Raw genomic sequence first — 14,728 nt, forward strand, 5'->3', positions numbered from 1 at the left:
TGTTTCAGTGACACCATTCGTGAGGAAGAACACACTTCACATCCCGACGTCGACCATCCTGCCTGTATTCACTTCCTCAATTCTGCGATTTCCCAACGGCAACTGTGCGGAGACAGATTTAACATCGACCAGAATTCAATTCCTGACACTTTGTCCAATGCTGCGACCGAACCACCTGCCCAATGCTGAAGCGCTACGAAAATCGCCGCCGATAGACTGCGACCATTTTCGATGACCGTTGGAGATCACCCTTGCCGTTGTTTGTGGCGAGGGTTGGCTGAGCAAATGACAAAGTTGCGACCTTTTCGGCGGACAACTTTGCAATGCTCACAGATGCGTTTAACGCTTGAGCGAACCTTCATTTCAATTGACTCCGTATTTAACCACCGATGTTATGCAGGCGCAATCACACGATCTGCTCGATGGAATCACCAGTTCGACTTCAATGTGGAGACTGGGGGCGCTGTTGAGAACGAAAGCGTGGCAGTATAAGCGAGCAGCACCAGTTTTCACAAGTTTCCGGGCCTCACTCCAGGCCCTCACAAGACAACAACTTAACCCGTTACTGACAAAACAGTTACGACATACACCCCGATTCCGGGCTGTTTTTTTTTGAAATTTGCAAAAATAAATCCTACCGCCCAGCGAGAACAGTAAACAACACACGGAAAAAGAGTTACGTCGATTCGCACCACAAAACAGGCGAATTCAACTTCATCTACTTCGACTGCGGGGCGTCAACTTCCTGCAAATAGGCGAGGAGGCGATCACGCTCGCTTGTTAAGTGTCGAACACGCAACAGCGACCGCACTCTCGTCTTCAATTCGAGACGATTCACAGGCTTGCTCAGGAAATCGTCAGCTCCGGCAGCGACCGCTTTCTCAATGTCGCCGGACTCCTTGAGGGCTGTCACCATCAAGATCGGAATCCGTTTTGTTTCGTCGCCCGATCGAAGTTGTTGGCAGACTTCGTAACCGCTCATCTTCGGCATCATGATGTCGAGCAGAATCAAGTCCGGAAGCTCAGCCCGTGCTTTTTCCAACGTCTTCTGCCCGTCCTCCGACATGAGAATCTCGTGCCCATCATCGCTGAGATACGCTTCCAACAGTTCCCTGTTCTGTTCGTTATCGTCAGCAATGAGGATTCGCCCGGTGATGGTTTCCGTATTCGTCATGACAGCAGTCTATCAGCAGTTAGGTCGAGAAAAGCTAATGATGCCAGTAGGCTCACAAATGGACGATCAATCAACCAAAAGGCAATCGTCGACGCGGTTCGTCTCATACTGAGCGAATCAACGGAATTCTACACACAGACGATTGCATCATCCAAGCCTGATCGCCGTTCTTCCCGTTTCTCTGTCGCGACACGAGATCGAATTTCGTTCAACAGTCAGGTGCACACGATCAAGACAACCATCGATCGGGACGAGAACTTCTCCCAAACCTGACTTGCGTGCTCGCAGCAGCAATCACAACCAATCGTCAATCTTGAGGAGACTTCGACGGATCATCTTTCGGAAGAATTCGAATCCGCCTCGCTTGCACTTCAAAGTCTAATCCCACCGAAGCAGTGATCTCTTTCAACAGCTCCAGAAGATCGACGTCCTGCAAGCTCAATGTCACTCGATGATCCAATTGTTCGGGATCAACGTCACTGTGATCAACGGACACTCCGGCAATCTCCGAGAACTCTCGCAAGAGGATTCCAACTTGTGTGGGATTCACCAATCGATACTCAACGAGTCGCTGCTCTAGTCGCTCGTCGATCGAGAACGGAGCGGCATCGGACGCGAGCAGAGGAAGCACAGGTTCGTGATCAGACGAATCTTCTGGCTCCTCCTCAACGCGATCGTCGAATTCGACAGGAGTCCCGTTTTCATCGGTTTCGAGGCTGAGCCCATCGGCCATCGCAGCCATTCGTCGAATGATGCGCGGATCAGTCTCAGCAGAAACCTGTTTCACGGATCCATCTGCCATCAGAACAAGCATCGAATCCTGATCGCCGGTTCCAATTCCATCCGGCCCATTTACATACGGTTCCTGATTGAAGCTGCGAATCGTCGCGTTTCCAGGACGAGCCCAAGCCCCCAGCATCGACTGCACTCCGACGATCAACATCGTGTTGGAGGTTCCATCCACGATGTCCGACTTTTGTACGGTTCGAAACGGTGAGAAAATTCCCGCACGCGGATGATTGATCGACAAACGCTCTGAGTCAGGTCCCACTCCGGAAACACCGGCGAAATGCGTCGCTGGGTAACGATCATCACCTGCCAGACGCGTCACTTCCGGGTTCTGATATTGTTCCAATCGGCGACGGACAAAAGAATCGTTCTGGCGGTCGTTCCAGGCCGCTTTCCAATCCAAAGAAAGATTCCCGGCGTTCTCTTGCCGCTCCAGTTGTGCAATCCAACTCCATCGAGGAACGCTCTCATCGCGAGTTAAATCCATCCCGTTCGCGTACGATCCAGTCAGGGCAAGGTTGCGATCGAGCGAATCATAAATGCCCTTGAGTCGCTGTTGCAGTAGACCGTTGCCATCGACATCAGCTTCATTCGTCTCGTTTGCACTCCCGTCGCCTTCGATGGTTATTGGCCCGACGTCAGTCCCTCCCGAGGTTTCCAGCGATTCCTCCGGCACACTGGTCTCCGAATGTGTGGCTGTGTCGGTCGATACTGTTTCTGGTTTCAGAAGGAACCAAACAATCCAGGTGACAACAAGAATCCCGACGAGAAGAATTCGGACCGGAAACGAAGACCCCACTCGCGATTGCAACGACTCCGGAAGCTGAATCGGCTCAACTCCCACCAGTCGACCGTCCTGCTCTTCCAGCAAGACTGGTTGACTGCAGTCCGGGCACTGAATCGTCTGTCCGCGACGACTCAGGTCGCGAACTCGCAATGGGGCAGAACAGTGAGGACAGGGAAACCGATTCAAATTGCTGACTTTCACTTCAGTCGTGAGGAACCGCCGAATTCTATGATTCCCGGGCGAATGCCTCCAGAGCATCTTATTCTCTGCATCGCAGCGACTCCCGAGACCGCATCAAGATGTGCTCTCGCCGCACACTCCCGACGTGGCCGAGAATGAAGGCTCAAGCGGAACTCCCAGCCCCTCTGAAGAATGTCATTCGAATCCCCGGTGCTCGCGTCAGCAAAATTCCCCCCAGTGACATCGTTCCAGCAACCACGACGAAAATTGCATTGGCGGACATCGGCAACGACCAGATGATCGCGATACCGCACAGAAGCCCCAACAGCATTCCAACCCCGAGTCGATACGAAGCCCCGAGGACCGCGTCGATGAGGAGAAACAGAAACGCAAAGAAAAACAACCAGCGAGAGTACGCATGAACCGAAACGGGATCGGAGAACTGGGAGTATCCCGATGAGTCATTAAGTGAGTCGGTCACTGTCACATTCAGCCCCTGAAAGATCTCCTTTCGAATTCGATCACGGGAATCGAGCGTCTTCAGATCACTCTCAGCTTGGTCACAGTTCCGAAACAGAACTTGTTGAGCATCTTCGTTGTCTCGATAGCTCAGTCGGAACACGCCAGGACGGGCAAGAACAGTGCCCAGAAGCTGATCTGTCGAAGTCGGCCGCCCGACCATTTCCCACACCAGATTCTCTTGCTCATCGACGATGCGAGTGAGTGGACCGCTCATTGTCAGGTCCAAAAGGTCTCCGCTTCCGACCGTCGAGACCACAACTTTTCTCTCGAGTGAATTCAAGTAACGAACCATTTCCTGAATCATCGGAAGATAGCTGGGCCACAGAACCCAACTCCCCCATTGTGGTTCAAAGCTCGTATTGACGAGAACGACCGCTCCCAGCCCGACTTGTCTTTCCACAATCAGCGGATCACCGTTCACAAGATCGACGACTCGCTTAACGCCAGCGTCAATATCATCCGGAATACTCGACTTCACGTACTGGTAGATCCGAGTGGTTGAGAAACCCGATTCCGGAGAATTCCGAAACTCACGCACGATCGGATGCGTCGACGGTTCCGATTCGAATCTGAACGACTCTTCAAACCTCGGATCGATGGACTTGTGTTCTCCCAGCACTGCGGGCAGCAGATCAACTCCTTCACTCCCGAAAACCTGATTCACAGCGGTCGCGTTCGTTGTCTCGTCAACTGAGAACATAACGCCCCCTCCAGCCTCGACGAACTGCCTGAGCCGTTCAGCATCAACGAGAGTCAGCACAGGAATCCCACAGAACAGCACCACGTCGAACTCATCGAGCTGTTCGCTGGAAAACTCATTGCGAGGAATGTTTGTGACCCGATGAGAAGCAGCTTGCATCGTGTCGCGGCGAGATTGTTCATTCGGAACCTCAAGAGCCGCAGCCAGAAAGTCGCTCGCTGAGACGTCTTTCACCTCATCGTTTGCTCCCCGCACAAGAAGGATGTTGGCCGGACCGTTCACAACCACAGGTGACCAGAAAACATTGTCAGCCATCAATGCATCGGGAAGAGTTTGCGTTCTAAGCGCATGCACACCGGGCTGATGAATCTGAAACAACATCGTTCCGGCCGATCGGTCCTGTTCACCGACAATCACATTTCGAGTCCCAATCGATTCGCCATCAACCTGAAAACCGATCTCAATCGAATCATTTTCGCTCGCGAAGCTCGTCACCTCGAATGGAACTTCCACCTCGTTTTGCTCGGACAGATCAACGTCGACGATGCCTGAGTTGACTGTTGAATTCGAGAGGCGATTCCCGTCATCCGACGAGACCACCATGACCGTTGCCAATCGACTGAGCTGATCGAGCAGTTCACGAATTCTGCCCGGCAATTCCGTTGAACTCGCCCATTCTGACCGTTGAAGATCGGTGAAGAAGATGACCTCAACGGCATCGGAAGGAAACTCCTCTGCCATTCGAATCGCCCGAGTGAGAGTCGCAATCACGTTCCCGGACTGAAAAGTGGGTTTCAGTTCACGGATTTCTGAAGCAACAGCTTCAAGCTGAAAACTGGGGAGTCGAATTCTTTCTGGCCGAAAGCTGTTGCCATGCAAGAGCAGTTGCCACGAATCATTCGGTCCGCTTGTACGGAAGAGATTTTCCAATTGGCCGAGCACGCGTTCGAATCGGGAAGTGTCATCATCGACGACTCCCATACTCATCGAGACGTCCACAATGAGGAGTCGGTGCGCCGGAACATCAACTTCGGAGGCATCCCAGTCGCTGGCCTGATGTGGGTCCGATGCTCCCAACACCAGCAAGACGATGACGAGGATTCTGAGCAAGAGCGGCAAAATCGAGTGAAGCCGAATTTGATGCCGCCGCTTCTCGACAACGACCTGCAAGAATCGCGTTGCCCCCCAATTCTCGATGCGAACCTGTCGTTTCATCAACAGATAAATCGCTACGGGAAGAACGGCACTTGCGATTCCCCACAAAAGCCCCGGTTGACCGAACACAATTTCCGGAAACACTATCAAAGCCCCAACAAATCGGAATTGGCGGAAGAACCCGACACATTCGAGGCGCAACAGCGATGTCGATTGCAGCGATTGCCCGGATTGATCACTCTATCCAATGTCATCGGAATCTTCGTCCTTTTCCATTCAAAAGCGATCGGACTCGACGATCGCACGGGCTGTCCGAAATTCATCATCGCCGAACGGGTCTTCATCGACAACAATAGTCCAGAGCCTTCCTTGCCCCTCAAGAGTATTACCGTGGCCACCAATCGCGAACGCATCTCCACCGGACTCGACCTTCTCACCGAAGGACTTGCTCCGTACGTCGAAGAAAAACTGAGGAAAATTCACCGCGACAACTGGATCCGATCCGTTGAGAGCAGCTTCCGAGACGACCGAAGTCGGCTCACACAAGACGGAAAATCGATCGACTGGGATGCCCACTCGCTGTTGACGGTCATGTGGGATCAATGGAATTCGGTCTTTCGACACGACCTCGGACACTATGAACGAAGCCTCGTCAGCGAATTGAGAGAATTTCGAAATCGCTGGGCTCATCAACAAGCCTTCACATTCGACGACGTCTTTCGTGTCCTCGACAGCTGTCACCGACTTCTCAAATCCGTTGATGCCAAGAACGTCGTTGTGATCGAACGAGAGAAGACGGACCTCCTCGAATCTCACGTCGCTGAAAAGGTCAACTCGCAGGTTCAAAAGACAGCGTTTCAGCGAAACAAATGGTGGGTGATTGGAATCTACGCCCTCTGTTGCTGCCTGATCATTATCCATGCGATCATGTTTAGCAACGAAGGCTCGATCACGTTGATTTCGTTTGTCCTTCTCATCTTTATCTATCTGATCTACCAGCAGTTCAAGATGGAAGCACCTCTGCTCTACGGGCCGAGGGAATGCCCGCGATGCCACCGGATTGTGTACCGCAAGCCGTGTCCGTATTGCCAGTTGGGCGCCAACGAATAGGAGCGTGAGCCTCTCACAAACGTGGTTCGTAAAGAACCTCCGGTTCCGCTTTCCCGGGAAGATAAAGGACCAGTCCGCCTCGCTCATCGTTGACACGGGCGACACCATCGGGTTGACCATTCGCAGCCGAGTACAGAATCGCCTCCAACGCCTGGACGGCACACACAACTTGCCGATCCGCATCGACATCGTTGTATGGAAGCGACTGCATCGCCTTCAGCCGTTCGATACGTTCGCTTTCCGGTCCTCCCAATTCAACGCAGGCAACTTCTCGAACAAACCGCTCGATCACCTCGATTCCGTATCCTCGCTGGGACCGTTCTCCCCACGGCTCCAGAAACGATCCGTTGTAGTGGTTGTTGATCGACTGTTTCATCTCGAGAGGGGTTCGCCCTTCGACAGTCAATTCCACTCCGCGCTTGCGCGAATGGCCATTCCAGACACCATTATCAAATCGGAACTGCACTTCCTGCTCGACATAGCCCGGGAAGTTGTCGGGAGTGACCCACGATGTATGCAGATCGAAGGCTGCTTCGCGCCCATCTTCATACTCGTAAATCAGTCGCATCTGCACACTGTCCCAGGTGTCGGAATCCGCTGCTCGAACCAATCCTCGTTGACCGGTAGCCTGAACGGTTTTCAATCGTCCGCCAAAGGTATAGTCGATCAATTTGATGTAGTGGACCGCGACATACGTCCCCGGATTTCGACCGGTAATCCATTCCGAAAACTGGCTTCCTGAGATCAGCTTGGGTTCAAGAAGCGTGCAGTATCCGTTGTTCACATGTTGAAGCACGTTGTCAGCGACAAGCGTTCTGAGCTTCTTGTGATCCGGGTCAAGAAGCTTGTGATAGACGACCTTCGCAAGCACATTCTTTTCACGCGAAAGCTTGATCAACTCGTCAAGCTGATCGAGCTTCAACACAGACGGCTTTTCAATCAGAAGATGTTTCCCAGCCTGAAGAACTTTCTTCGAGATCTCAAAATGACGATCGTCAGGAGTCGCGACGCAGGCGAAGTCCAAATCCTCGTTGGACAACATTTCGTCCACAGCTGATGGCCCGACAACGCTGACGAAATCCTGCATCTCTTCCGGAGCCGAGGAGCGATAGGCTTCGGCGCGAGTTCCGGTTCTGGACCCGATTGCAGCGAGGCGAACGTCGACCAGTCCGAATCGACGATCATAAAGCCCCTCACGAGCAGCAGTCTCAAAAAAGGGACGATAGGTTTCGTCGAAAATCATTCCGACTCCGACCATTCCACCGCGCAACTGTTGACGCTCACTCATCAAGCCATTCCCATGCATTGCCGAATTTCACACCGGACCAGCTATCGACCAAGACAGCCGGCTTGCGTCCTACCATGTGCAGATTCGACAGATGAATCAAGTGGCCGGGAAAGAAAATCAGAAGTCGCCGCAAAGTGTTGCATGCGTCACATTTGATGCTCACCCGCAACCGCGAAGCCGTTCCGTCCCATTCACCAATTTCAGACTCTGAGAACAACGCTACTCAAGTCGACGATTCAAGTCCGCAACACGTGCATTGAGTTCGTCGCGGCAGGCCTCCAGAGAGCTTCCCTTTGCGTAGACGGTGCAGAACGGGTCACCTTGGTGAAATTTCACTCCCGCCTGAGGAATATCCCCGAACTCGGGATAGTCGTTGAAGCTGCAGACTTGCTCGACGAGTTCGCCGTTCGAAGTCATCTCTCGAGGAGCATAGACAACCATCTTGCCGAAGTATTCGTTCTCCGACTGGAACGTCCAATTCAGCGTCTCAACCGAGTCATCAAAACACTTCACGTGTAGTGCAAATAGCCCCTGACAGGTGGCGAATTCGAGGATGTCCAGCGACGCAGGATAGCGAGGATTCACTTCCAGAACATACACGTCTTCATCGTCACTGACGATAAAGTCAACTCCGAACAGGCCAACGATCCCGAGCTTCCACTTCAACAAGTTGCCCACGCGGCGCATCTTGTGTTCCAGCTCCACAGAAAGCGTGACCGGACCGATGTTTCCACACCACTGAAAATCGTGTGCGTTGGCTGCTTCTTCCCCGTGCAATTGATGAGTCAGTCCCACAAAACGAACATCGCCGGTGCTGGCTCCAGCAACATAGATTCCGGAGTAACTCTTCCCGGAAATGAACCGCTCAAACCGGTGTTCCTCATTGAGCACCTCTGAATTCCGGGCATCTTCGGTCCATAAGATGATCCCGCTTCCGCCACTTCGTCGTGTCGGCTTCAGAAGCCATTCCCCGTTGGCTTCAGGAGGATCGGAAGAAGGTCGCCACTCCGGAATTTTCACTTGCGCCAGACGAGTCGCTTCGGTCAGTTCCTTCGGATCACGAGCCTGCCGCACCACTGAAGAACTATTTCCCCACAGCGTGCGACTCTCTGAAATCTCGTCGAGGAGCTCGGGGTAATTCTCAAGTCCTCCAACATACACAACCGGAAGCGGAGGACGATCACTCAATCGCTTGATGAGATCATGCGGGTACTGGTCAACTCGTTCGACATGTGCATATTGCGCAAGATCGCTGTCTCCAAACAGATCGAGGCAATCCGGCCTTAAACCCGATCTCAAGGCTGAGTAAGCAGCGGCACGTGTACTGGCACCAATCAGAATAAAGTCAGCAGTCGGCTCAATCAACGAGAGGTTCCAATGCAAACTGAACAAAAAATCAACGACCAATGATCAAAGCTAATGAGGCTCAGGGGCGTTTCCCAGTCGAAACGCAATCCGTTTATGGAAATCAGGGGAAAACCGCTTCAAAACGATTCAGTTTATGCCGAATCTTTGAGATTTCCCGGGAAGGTGAAACGGAAATCAACTTCTCACACAGAACTCCGTTTCCAATAGCGTCGACGCACCAACTGCCTCGCCTCCGACAGCCTCCATTCGCTACCATCGAACAGCTTTGCAACGAAACTCAACTTTGCAACAAAATTCAACCGTCCCTAACGTCTGTTGATTCACCATTCACGGATGATGACGAAGAAATCTCCATGAAACGCTGAGTCAATTCGTACGGACGAAAACTCATTAACGAGCAACTTTTTCACACAGAAGGTCATCGCCCCATGTCTGCAGAAGCAGCCCTCAAGTCTCTTGGTCTCGAACTCCCACCCGCACCGAAGCCTGCAGGCACCTATAAACCGATCGTCCGAATTGACAATCTGGTTTACGTTTCTGGACACGGCCCTTTACAGTGCGACAAGACATTGATCACCGGCAAAGTTGGCGTTGATCTGGATGAAGCCGCAGCCAGGGAAGCAGCAAAAGTTACAGGTCTCGCGATTCTGGCCACCCTTCGACAATCGCTCGGTTCACTCGACAAGGTCGTGCGCACGATCAAAGTCCTGGGAATGGTGAACTGCACACCCGATTTCGAGAACCATCCGGCAGTGATCAATGGGTGCAGCGACCTGCTTCGAGAAGTCTTCGGGGACGACGGAGTCGGCGCCCGATCCGCAGTCGGGATGGGTTCGCTTCCCGGACGAATCGCTGTGGAGATCGAAGCAATCTTCGAAGTCCGTGACTGAACCAGCCGCATGACTCAAAGAGCTGTCACCTTTTGTTGACAGCAACTCTCTCGAGGATTGCTCAGCTTGTTGAATTGATCTGCATCCTTCTCGCACTGGAGAGAGCAACTTGCTCTAGCTTGTCGAAGGAAACTCGTCAGCCGCGTGCAAAGAAACCCGCAATGCGGATCAGATTCGATCTGGTTTGAATCGATATCCGATTCCGCGAATCGTTTCGATCAACTCTGCACGTGCGCTGAGCTTCTTTCGTAACGCACGGACATGAACGTCGATCGTCCGTTCCATCGAGTTTGCATCTTCGCCGCGGCTGCAATCGAGAAGTTCATTCCGACTGAATGTTCGTCCGGGCTGTCGTGCGAGAGTCCACAAGAGACGAAATTCGGTCGGTGTGAGAATCAACTCATTTTCGTCGACCGTGACCATGTGATTCTTACGGTCGATCGTAATTCCATCGACAACGGTGATGTCACCCGATGGCTCTTCAGCTCCTGCCCGCCGAAGCAACGCTTTGACACGTTCAATCAGCGGACGCATCCGAAACGGCTTGGCGACATAGTCATCGGCTCCCATGTTGAACCCGACGATTTCATCCGTCTCGTGATCTTTCGCGGTCAGCATCAGAATGCGGACATTCTTGGTCCGCGGATCACTTCGCAATTCTCGACACACCTGAAGACCATCAGGCGGAGGAATCATCAAGTCGAGGATGACAATGTCCGGCACTTGACTCTGACACTTGCGAAGAGCTTCGCGTCCGTCAGTTGCCGTGGTCACATCGAAATTCTCTTTCTGCAGGTTGTACAGCAGCGCATCGAGAATCGGGATCTCATCTTCAACAATCAGTACGCGAGGTTTGGTCATGGTGATGCCTGATCTTCTCGTTCAAATTTCCCGGCGTGCCGGATGATTTTGCCTTCTACGAGATAAACAATGTCTTCCGCGATGTTGGTCGCATGGTCCGCAACACGTTCGATCGTTCGCACTGCCGAGAAGAGATGAAGCAACGCGTCGATCTGATCGGGCGACTCATGCATTCGCTGAATCAGATCGTTGATCAACTCTTCGTTCATGCGGTCAATTTCGTCGTCTTCCTCGCAAATTTGACGCGCAAGCTGGCTGTCCATATCGACATAACAGTCGATGCTTCGATGCAGCATCGACACAGCCCGAGTCGCCATTTCAGTCAACTGGCTGGGGACGGAAAACTGCGGCGTATTCAACAATCCGCAGGCTCTCTCGCTAATGCTCACAGCAAGATCCGCGACACGTTCCAGTTCCGCAGCCACTTTCATGACCGTTGTAATTCGACGCAAATCGACCGCGACCGGCTGATACAATGCGAGAATCTTCAGGCAATGATCTTCAATCCGGACATCCCAGCGGTCAATTTCGTTGTCTTCCTGAATCAACTCTCGAGTCACTTGAAAGTCCGGACTCGACAGCTGACCGACTGACCTGTGAATCATGTCCTCAACACGTGTGCACATCGCCAGCAACTCTCTGTGCAGTTCTGAAAGGTCGAGTTGCATATGTACTGTCATGGCATCACTTTCGAGAACATGAACCGCGATCCACAGCGAGTGAAGTCATTCGTGTTGAATCTTGGTGAGATTCGTTGTTTCAACAGCTTGGATTGCCGTTCATCTCAGGACGGATCAACCAAACCGACCGGTGATATAATCCTGCGTTTGCTTTTCGTCAGGATTCGTAAAGAGTTTTTCGGTATCACCCCGTTCGATCAAACGTCCTTCGTAGAAGAAGGCTGTGAAGTCACTCACTCGAGCAGCCTGCTGCATGTTGTGAGTCACAATGACGATGGTGTAATTCTCTTTGAGTTCGAAAATCAAATCTTCGATCCGCGACGTCGACGCCGGATCGAGTGCCGATGCAGGTTCGTCCATCAGCAAGACTTCCGGATCTGTCGCAAGTGCTCGGGCGATGCAGAGACGTTGTTGCTGTCCCCCGGAAAGTGCCATCGCTGAATCTTTCAAGCGGTCTTTGACCTCTTTCCAGAGTGCCGAACGGATCAACGATTTCTCGACGATTTCCGCGAGCTGCGCGCGGTCACGCATCCCGTGAATTCGGGGGCCGTAGGCGACGTTGTCGAAGATTGATTTCGGAAAAGGAGTCGACTTCTGAAACACCATGCCGACGCGTTTTCGGAGTTCGACGACATCGACATTGGAATCGTAGATATCTTCGTTTTCGAGCAGGACCTCACCGGTATGACGAGTCCCTTCGACGATGTCGTTCATTCGATTGAGCGTTCGAAGAAAGGTACTCTTTCCACACCCCGAAGGACCAATCAGAGCCGTCACCGCTCGCTGCGGAACAACCATTGAAATGTCAAACAGGGCCTGGTTTTCGCCATAGTAGAAATCGAGATTTCGGGCCTCGATCATGGTCGTCTGTTCGACCGGCCCCGCTTCCCCAGACGAATCCCCTGCGGCATCGCGGTTTTGGATTGAAGCGGAAATGTCTGCCATTTTTACCTCAGTCATTTCGAATTACCAATGTAGATGCCGACTTGAGCGATACCGAAGGTACACAGCAACTGCATTCAGTAACAAGAGAATAAACAGCAACACCACAATCCCTGCCGCTGCCACGTTTTTAAATTCTGCTTTTGCCTGACGAACCCAGTTGAAAATCTGAATCGGGATCGCCGTGAATGTGTCGAAAGGTGCCTTCACCAAGCCTTCCGGGTGTTCTGCCAAATAGCCGAGGCTGTCGACATCTCCCGGAGCAAAGTAAACAAATGTCATCGCTCCCAGCATGACCAGTGGAGCCGTTTCTCCAATCGCTCGAGAGATCGACAAGATCACACCGGTCATAATCCCGGGAATCGACGCAGGCAAGACCTGAAACCAGATCGTCTGCCATCTGGTCGCCCCTAATGCCAGCGAAGCATGTCGAATCGAGGGAGGAACCGCCCGCAGGGCTTCCTGCGAAGCAATGATAATCACCGGGAGAATTAAGAGCGTCAGCGTCATGGCTCCGGCCATCACAACTCGGCCAAACGGAAGTGGAATCAGGTAACCGTTGTAATGATCCGACCAGAAGAAGCCTTCAATCGACACCCCCAGTGCACGACTCAAATATCCTTCCTGACCAAATAGACCGAACATTCGCACGAACGCTGTCAGCCCCAAGATTCCGTAGACGATCGAAGGAACCCCGGCCAGGTTCGCCAGGTTCGTTCGGATGATCCGTGTCAGGAACGTATCGGGTGCGTATTCCTCCAGGTAGATCGCAGCTCCAATTCCGATGGGAACGGAGAACAAGCTTGTCAAACCGATCAGCCAGAGCGTTCCGAGGATCCCCGAGAGAATCCCGGCCTTCTCTGGTCGGCGAGAATCAAAACTCGTCAAGAACTGCCAGTCCAACCAGCCGACAGCCTGATACGTGACCGCCCCAAGCAAGACAATCAGCACGACAACACTTGACCAAGTCGCGAGCCAGCAGATGAAAGCAAAGAACCAACTGTCTTTCTTTCCTGATGCTCGAAGCTTTGGAGTGGATGTGGGTTGTTCTGGACCGCTCAATTGTAAACCTCACGAAATCGACGCATGACGGCCTGAGAGAGAACGTTCATCAGCAATGTGATGCAGAACAGAGTCAGCCCGACGGCATAGAGGCTCTTGTATTCAATTGATCCGGCGGGTGTATCACCGAGACTGACATTCACGATATACGCCGTCATCGTTTGAACACTGTGGAATGGACTGAGCGTGAGATTGGGACTTTGTCCGGCGGCGATCGTCACAGCCATTGTCTCCCCGATCGCTCGGGAAATCGCAAGAAGAACGGCCGCCACAATTCCTGAAAACGCAGCTGGCAAAACGATTTTGACACAGACTTCGTATTTCGTCGAACCGAGAGCGTAGCCAGCTTCTCGAAGGCTTCGCGGGACAGCTCTCAACGCATCTTCACTGAGAGAACTGACCATCGGAATGATCATGATTCCCACCACAATTCCCGCAGACAATGCGTTGTATCCATCCACATCAAACCCCATCAAACCGCTGAAAATCGGTTTCAAAAACAAGGGCGTGATGAATTCGAGCGCGAAGTATCCGTAAATCACGGTCGGGATTCCGGCGAGAATCTCCAGAAACGGCTTGATCACTCCACGAAGTCGCGGACTGGCATATTCACTCAGGTAGACAGCTGTCAGAATTCCGATCGGCAAACCGACCAAAGCCGCGATCCCGGCGACCAGAAATGTCCCCGTAAACAACGGCAGAACGCCAAACGACTGCGGTTTGAAGTTGGGCGCCCAGCGTGTTCCAAAGAAGAAATCCATCGGATTTACTTCTTCGAAGAACGCTTTCGCGGGACCAATCGTATAGACCGCCTCTGTGATCAACACAAAAATGATGCTGAGAGTGGTCGCAATCGAGAGGGCCGCACACAGGAACAGAACGATTTCGATACATCGTTCCTGTAAGCGAAATTGATTATGTTTCGTTCTCAAAGACACGGGCACTTGCCGCCGACGAATGGAAAGTAATGGCATTTGCTCGGGATGAATGTTCCGAACAACGAAATCTGAGTCAACAGGCGACCGAGGTCCGACGAGGTCTTGAAACCTCACTGAAAGTGAACCCAATCGTGGGCAAGCTGGCCTGCCCCTGTCCTTTGTTCAATGACTTGCTGAGTACCTTAACTCAAAACACTCGTACAAAAACAAACTCGGGGTCACAAGTGGCAACAGTTCACGGGCGACGACTCACCATCGAATCACACGCCGCTGAGTTCTCTC

13 protein-coding genes are annotated in these 14,728 nt (G+C 52.4%); 2 read left to right on the forward strand and 11 right to left on the reverse strand.

Annotated elements, in window-relative coordinates; all coding sequences use genetic code 11:
- Positions 1-245: 245 nt before the first annotated feature.
- The 4 genes from rpmJ to KOR42_RS09280 all read right to left on the reverse strand — a co-directional run bounded on the left by rpmJ (position 246) and on the right by KOR42_RS09280 (position 5,451).
- Positions 246-362 (reverse strand): 50S ribosomal protein L36, encoded by a 117-nt coding sequence (gene rpmJ, locus KOR42_RS09265; RefSeq protein ID WP_146509053.1) that lies wholly within the window; start codon positions 360-362, stop codon positions 246-248.
- Positions 363-718: 356 nt separating this feature from the next.
- Positions 719-1,174 (reverse strand): response regulator, encoded by a 456-nt coding sequence (locus KOR42_RS09270; RefSeq protein WP_197441003.1) that lies wholly within the window; start codon positions 1,172-1,174, stop codon positions 719-721.
- A gap of 307 nt (positions 1,175-1,481) precedes the next feature.
- Positions 1,482-2,900 (reverse strand): DUF1559 domain-containing protein, encoded by a 1,419-nt coding sequence (locus KOR42_RS09275; protein ID WP_231740818.1) that lies wholly within the window; start codon positions 2,898-2,900, stop codon positions 1,482-1,484.
- A gap of 193 nt (positions 2,901-3,093) precedes the next feature.
- Positions 3,094-5,451, reverse strand: a complete 2,358-nt coding sequence (locus KOR42_RS09280; RefSeq protein WP_197441005.1) for a BatA domain-containing protein — start codon at positions 5,449-5,451, stop codon at positions 3,094-3,096.
- Between KOR42_RS09280 and KOR42_RS09285 the strand changes: the two genes are divergently transcribed.
- Entirely contained in the window at positions 5,425-6,417 is a 993-nt protein-coding gene (locus KOR42_RS09285) for a Swt1 family HEPN domain-containing protein (protein WP_146509059.1), read from the forward strand. The genes KOR42_RS09280 and KOR42_RS09285 overlap by 27 nt on opposite strands.
- A gap of 13 nt (positions 6,418-6,430) precedes the next feature.
- Here KOR42_RS09285 and KOR42_RS09290 read toward each other — a convergent pair whose 3' ends face one another.
- Both KOR42_RS09290 and KOR42_RS09295 read right to left on the reverse strand, forming a co-directional pair.
- A complete protein-coding gene (locus KOR42_RS09290; protein WP_197441006.1) occupies positions 6,431-7,705 on the reverse strand; it encodes a Gfo/Idh/MocA family protein in 1,275 nt (424 codons plus the stop codon).
- A 219-nt stretch (positions 7,706-7,924) separates the two neighbouring features.
- Positions 7,925-9,070 (reverse strand): ATP-grasp domain-containing protein, encoded by a 1,146-nt coding sequence (locus tag KOR42_RS09295; protein WP_197441007.1) that lies wholly within the window; start codon positions 9,068-9,070, stop codon positions 7,925-7,927.
- A gap of 431 nt (positions 9,071-9,501) precedes the next feature.
- Here KOR42_RS09295 and KOR42_RS09300 point away from each other — a divergent pair, with 431 nt between their 5' ends.
- A complete protein-coding gene (locus tag KOR42_RS09300; protein ID WP_146509063.1) occupies positions 9,502-9,963 on the forward strand; it encodes a RidA family protein in 462 nt (153 codons plus the stop codon).
- 168 nt (positions 9,964-10,131) lie between these two features.
- On the opposite strand, the gene KOR42_RS09305 is transcribed toward KOR42_RS09300, so the two are convergent.
- From KOR42_RS09305 to pstC, 5 genes are all read right to left on the reverse strand, one after another.
- Complete coding sequence (locus KOR42_RS09305) at positions 10,132-10,824, reverse strand: response regulator (protein WP_146509065.1); 693 nt, start codon at positions 10,822-10,824, stop codon at positions 10,132-10,134.
- Positions 10,821-11,504 carry a phosphate signaling complex protein PhoU gene (phoU, locus tag KOR42_RS09310; RefSeq protein WP_146509066.1) on the reverse strand — a complete coding sequence of 228 codons (684 nt, stop codon included), beginning with the start codon at positions 11,502-11,504 and terminating at the stop codon, positions 10,821-10,823. The genes KOR42_RS09305 and phoU overlap by 4 nt, the downstream gene beginning before the upstream one ends.
- 114 nt (positions 11,505-11,618) lie before the next feature.
- Positions 11,619-12,365 carry a phosphate ABC transporter ATP-binding protein PstB gene (pstB, locus tag KOR42_RS09315; RefSeq protein ID WP_231740880.1) on the reverse strand — a complete coding sequence of 249 codons (747 nt, stop codon included), beginning with the start codon at positions 12,363-12,365 and terminating at the stop codon, positions 11,619-11,621.
- 105 nt (positions 12,366-12,470) lie between these two features.
- Positions 12,471-13,508 carry a phosphate ABC transporter permease PstA gene (pstA, locus tag KOR42_RS09320; RefSeq protein WP_146509068.1) on the reverse strand — a complete coding sequence of 346 codons (1,038 nt, stop codon included), beginning with the start codon at positions 13,506-13,508 and terminating at the stop codon, positions 12,471-12,473.
- Positions 13,505-14,482, reverse strand: a complete 978-nt coding sequence (gene pstC, locus KOR42_RS09325) for a phosphate ABC transporter permease subunit PstC (RefSeq protein WP_146509070.1) — start codon at positions 14,480-14,482, stop codon at positions 13,505-13,507. The genes pstA and pstC overlap by 4 nt, the downstream gene beginning before the upstream one ends.
- Positions 14,483-14,728: the final 246 nt, after the last annotated feature.

The organism is Thalassoglobus neptunius, assembly GCF_007859735.1.
Classification (GTDB): domain Bacteria; phylum Planctomycetota; class Planctomycetia; order Planctomycetales; family Planctomycetaceae; genus Thalassoglobus; species Thalassoglobus neptunius.